Below are 4,482 nucleotides of genomic sequence, written 5' to 3'. Positions count from 1 at the left end.
AAAATATATATCGTTGGCAGAAGAAATTATTTAGACCAATTATCAAAAACTTCATTGATGACTTTATTCTCGATAAAAATCATCTGCTACCACAGAGAATCTATAAATGATAGTGCGTAAGTCCTATTATATTTATTTTTTTAATAAAAAACAAAGCACTTGAGTTAAAAAAATGATGTAAAGCCTCAATATAAAAGAAAACTGCCTGATTAATAAAACATTTCATAAGCTGTACCGTGCCTCGTACAAAGTACAACTCAGAAGGTGGGAACTTCACAGAATTATTTTCCATTATGACTCGGGCAAAGTTGAGCTTTGCTTTTAATGATTCAATGAAGGAAATAATGAAGATGAAAAAAATTGGTTTATTCGCTGTCGCAGTTTTAGGTTTTGGTTTAGCTGCGGTAGGTTGTACTTCTCAAGAAACTGTAGAATCTCCAGAAACCGCACAAGTAACGTCTGCAACTGAAGCATCTGTAACGACAGAGCAATCGGGTGCTGTGGTTCAAGCAGATCCATCAGCTCAAGGTGCTGAAGTTCAATCTGCGCCTGCACCACAACCTACAATTCAGCAATAAGATTGTTTAATGCTCTCTGACCTGTAACAACAGGCAGTCAAGAATAGACAGAAGATAGGATGCCTCTTCTGTCTATTTTCTTTTCTATTGCTTTTTTTTATCTTTTCTATTTTTAGTGAACGAAAAAAAAGCCCATCATGTAGATGAGCTTTTTACTTTTAACCGATCTGCAAAAACAACAATTAACGGCGATTTTCCCACGCGCGACGACGTTCTTCAGCCGCTTTACGTTGTTGATCTGATGCCTTTCTTAAATCTTGAATATTTTTTTTGCGCTCTTGCTCAATTTGTTTTCTACGATCTTGACTGGCTTTACGGCGCTGTTCTTCTAAGCGCTGACGCTCTTTGCTGACTTTTTGACGATCTTGTTCAGCACGTTTACGACGTTCAGCTTCAGAGTATTTACGCTGTTGTTCTAGACGTTGACGTTCGAGTTCGTTTTTACGACGATCCCACTCTTGTTGATTTTTACGATTCTGTTCCCAGTTACGCTGGTCAAGTTGCTGCTTTCTACGTTCGAGCTCTAAACGATTACGTTGTTGTTGCTGACGTTCCCATGTACGGCGGTCTTGTTCATAACGACTGTCGTAACGGCGATCATAACGATTATCATAGCGTCGATCATTATTATCATAACGGCGGTCATAACGTTGATCATAACGTCCATCGTAGTAACCATCTTCAGGGAATGCTACGCAGCCTACAGCCAAAAAAGCAGTCGCAAAAGACAGAAGGATGATCTTTTTAGCCATGGTGAGTATCCTTTATCGAGAATGGGTTAGCATAATCAACCCATAAAACTTGGGTAAATTGTCAATGACAACTCTATAAAAGAAGATTAGCTTAACTAGGTCTGTACTATGTATGTCGATGTTGAGACTTATATGTGAATATGGTCACATTTGACCTAGATCATGTAGAAAGTATGAAGAGCATAATTCGAAGGATAGAGCATGTTTGCATTGAATGAATCACTTAAAAATATGAAAGATAAAGGCCAAGGTACGGCTGCTCGGTTACTTGATCGTCTTCCTAACTTTGCCAAAGAAAGCCTCGCAAAACGTCTCGATTATCCGTTTATTTTTCCAGAATTAGATCCGCTGGTGAAATGCATGATGGCGGCTCAACTCAAGCAAGGTAAGTCAGGCTTTGTGACCGAAGACTATGTGAAGTCTCGTAAATTATTTGATTTACAGATGGAGTCGATCAAGACCAAGCCGACCTTTGTGAAACAAGTGCAAGATATACGTCTACCTTTACAAAGTGCAACGCTGTTTGCGCGTCATTATCATCCTGCTCCAAATAAAAAATTACCGATGATCGTGTTTTATCATGGTGGTGGTTTTGTGGTGGGTGGTTTAGACACGCATGATGAAGTTTGTCGTTTATTGGCTGTGCATGCCAAAACACAAGTTTTAAGTATTGATTATCCTTTAACACCAGAAGCCAGCCCAGCTCAATTAATGCAAAGTTGTGAAGATGCATTGGCTTGGACTTATCAAAATAGTCGTCAGTTTAAAATTCTAAAAAATCGAATTGCGGTGGCAGGGGATAGTGCAGGCGGCAATATTGCTACTGCGGTTGCACAGCGCAGTGCTCAAAAAGTTTTTGCCCCGCAAGCTCAACTATTAATTTACCCAGTAGTGGATTTCAAGAGTCGCCACCCATCTTTCTATGCTTATAAAGATGGTCTAGTTCTGACTGAAAAAGATATTGATGTCGTAACGGCTTTATATGCAGAACAACATGCAGTGGCCTTAGATGATCCATTAATTTCACCAACCTATGGAAAATTGGCAGGTATCGCACCCGCGTATATCGTGACAGCAGGGCATGACGTTTTACATGACGAAGGTGAAATTTATTCGCATAAACTCCGTCAGCAAGGGGTGAAAGTGTTTTATCAAGAATATACCGATCAAACCCATGGCTTTATTAACTTAACCCCGGTTTCGCACCGAGCTAAAAAATACGTGATCGAGATCAGTACGAAGTTCCGTAAATTTTGGGATAAACGTAGCTAATCATTCCTTTATATAAAGTAAACCCAGTGTTTCACGTGAAACACTGGGTTTTTATTTATTGGGTTATTTATCTTGGATTTTTGCAGCAGGAAAAACGAGGCTAAATTCTGGGATATAAAAGCTTTGCAATAATCGTGCTTCAGAAAAATTTGGAAAAATGTCCTGTGTGTTGTGCCATTCTACCTGTTTCAGTTTAGAGAGCCGTCCACGAAACTTCGGTGAAAATTGATAACGCTTACCTTCCCACGCTTGTCTGATTTGCAACATCGCTGCAGGGATATGATGACTATTAATATAGAAAGAACGCTGTGAACGTGATTTTTTTAAACGGATCTGCATTTTGTGTTGTTCAACTTCTATAGTACAGACCACTTCATTGTCATGTTGTTGCCATTCAAACTTTGCCAACTCTTTAGGAATACCCCAGAGTTTTTGACCATGAATGACAGAGATATCTGTCGAAACATAAATCTTAGGAATCGAACTTAACCTTTTCTTACTCCATAAAGGGTGATCTAAAATTAGCAATTCGTCATAAGGGCCCACAGGTGAATCATGGTATCGGACCAATAACACCTGAACCACACGACCTAAAGGCGATGTCGCTAAACGGAACATCTGCGCTTGTTGGATAAAACTCGGAGAGATCCAATAATTCAAAATAAAAGCATCGCCACGCAGTTGCCAAGGCGGTAAATGTGTCAATGCAGTGTCCGACGGTATTATTTGCGTCATCATTGTTCTCGTTTTAATAATGGCAGAATAATTACTTTTTAATCATCAAAGACTAATATACAGTCAATAACAAGTACGAGATCAACCAGAAGAGTTAACAAATGTTAAAACAGATTTTATTTACCGCAGCACTTGGCTGTGTGAGCTTAAGCAGTTTTGCTGCCAATACTATTGTCGAAATGAAAACCTCTCAAGGCAATATTGAAATTGAGCTATTCAATGACAAGGCACCTATCTCAGCTAAAAACTTTGAAAGCTATGCAAAAGAAAAATTTTATAACGGCACGATCTTTCATCGCGTGATTCCTGGATTTATGGTTCAGGGTGGGGGCATGGATGTCAAAATGCAGGAGAAGCCAACAAAAGCGGCTATTAAGAATGAATCAAGTAATGGCTTGAGCAATAAGCGCGGCACATTGGCAATGGCACGGATGAATCATCCTGATTCAGCAAGTAGTCAGTTCTTTATTAATGTTGCAGACAATGACTTTCTCAATAAAAGTGCAATGAATGCGGGATATGCTGTTTTTGGTAAGGTCACTAAAGGTATGGATATCGTCGATAAAATCGTAAAAGTTCCAACTGCGAACTATGGAATGCATCAGAATGTCCCTGTAAACCCAGTAGTTATACAGAGTGTGGTGATTAAAGCAGCACCTGTAAAAAACTAAGCACACAAAATAGGAAAAATATTTTACATGATATTTGTAATAAATATCATGTATTTATGTGAGTAAAGTGTGTTTTTTGAACCATAATGGTGCATAAAAATAAAACACTCGTGTTCTTTGTGAGTGAAAAGCACTTGCACGTGTAAGAAATTGCCCTATAATGAGCACCATACCGACGAGATAGACGGAAACGAACGAAACGCGAAGCGTTGAGTTGTTGAGTTTATCGAAGTCCAGCTTCTAGCATTGACGAGATGTTAGAAAGATCATTAAGAGATTATGAAGAACAACTTGTGTGGATTTTTACTGGTTGATCAATCGAAAATATTTCATTGATTGATGGTAGGAATTACTCGAAGTTTATTTGAGCAAATTTTTGTCAGTAATTGATGAGCCAAGATTGGTACCCTTTAAGGTACTATTGATTTTAAACTGAAGAGTTTGATCATGGCTCAGATTGAACGCTGGCGGCAG

The 4,482-nt window shown here is 38.8% G+C and carries 5 protein-coding genes and 1 pseudogene; 4 read left to right on the top strand and 2 right to left on the bottom strand.

All coding sequences use genetic code 11. From position 1 onward, the window contains the following. A pseudogene (locus FTV03_RS17160) lies at positions 1 to 110 on the top strand (IS701 family transposase); the annotation flags it as partial. A 240-nt stretch (positions 111 to 350) separates the two neighbouring features. Then, a complete protein-coding gene (locus FTV03_RS17155) occupies positions 351 to 578 on the top strand; it encodes a hypothetical protein (RefSeq protein ID WP_252725869.1) in 228 nt (75 codons plus the stop codon). 182 nt (positions 579 to 760) lie between these two features. Here the strand turns inward: FTV03_RS17155 and FTV03_RS17150 are convergent, their stop codons facing one another. Beyond that, positions 761 to 1,330 (bottom strand): hypothetical protein, encoded by a 570-nt coding sequence (locus FTV03_RS17150; protein WP_168379529.1) that lies wholly within the window; start codon positions 1,328 to 1,330, stop codon positions 761 to 763. Between the two features lie 201 nt (positions 1,331 to 1,531). On the opposite strand from FTV03_RS17150, the gene FTV03_RS17145 reads away from it, so the two are divergent. Further along, positions 1,532 to 2,602: an alpha/beta hydrolase gene (locus tag FTV03_RS17145; RefSeq protein ID WP_180027164.1), complete on the top strand. Its 1,071-nt coding sequence runs from the start codon at positions 1,532 to 1,534 to the stop codon at positions 2,600 to 2,602. 63 nt (positions 2,603 to 2,665) lie between these two features. Here the strand turns inward: FTV03_RS17145 and FTV03_RS17140 are convergent, their stop codons facing one another. Beyond that, the gene (locus FTV03_RS17140) at positions 2,666 to 3,337 is read right to left on the bottom strand and encodes an acetoacetate decarboxylase family protein (protein WP_180027167.1); all 672 of its coding nucleotides are present in this window, start codon (positions 3,335 to 3,337) and stop codon (positions 2,666 to 2,668) included. Positions 3,338 to 3,438: 101 nt separating this feature from the next. On the opposite strand from FTV03_RS17140, the gene FTV03_RS17135 reads away from it, so the two are divergent. Next, positions 3,439 to 4,008 carry a peptidylprolyl isomerase gene (locus FTV03_RS17135; RefSeq protein ID WP_180005529.1) on the top strand — a complete coding sequence of 190 codons (570 nt, stop codon included), beginning with the start codon at positions 3,439 to 3,441 and terminating at the stop codon, positions 4,006 to 4,008. The last annotated feature ends 474 nt before the right edge of the window (positions 4,009 to 4,482 follow it).

The sequence above is a fragment of the Acinetobacter sp. YH12218 genome (assembly GCF_013417925.1).
Classification (GTDB): domain Bacteria; phylum Pseudomonadota; class Gammaproteobacteria; order Pseudomonadales; family Moraxellaceae; genus Acinetobacter; species Acinetobacter amyesii.
This window is presented reverse-complemented; position numbering and strand designations above follow the sequence as displayed.

Bases quoted from the DNA above. Each gene is read 5' to 3' on its own strand.
- FTV03_RS17155 (WP_252725869.1), top strand. From the start codon at position 351: ATGAAAAAAATTGGTTTATTCGCTGTCGCAGTTTTAGGTTTTGGTTTA.
- FTV03_RS17150 (WP_168379529.1), bottom strand. From the start codon at position 1,330: ATGGCTAAAAAGATCATCCTTCTGTCTTTTGCGACTGCTTTTTTGGCT.
- FTV03_RS17145 (WP_180027164.1), top strand. From the start codon at position 1,532: ATGTTTGCATTGAATGAATCACTTAAAAATATGAAAGATAAAGGCCAA.
- FTV03_RS17140 (WP_180027167.1), bottom strand. From the start codon at position 3,337: ATGACGCAAATAATACCGTCGGACACTGCATTGACACATTTACCGCCT.
- FTV03_RS17135 (WP_180005529.1), top strand. From the start codon at position 3,439: ATGTTAAAACAGATTTTATTTACCGCAGCACTTGGCTGTGTGAGCTTA.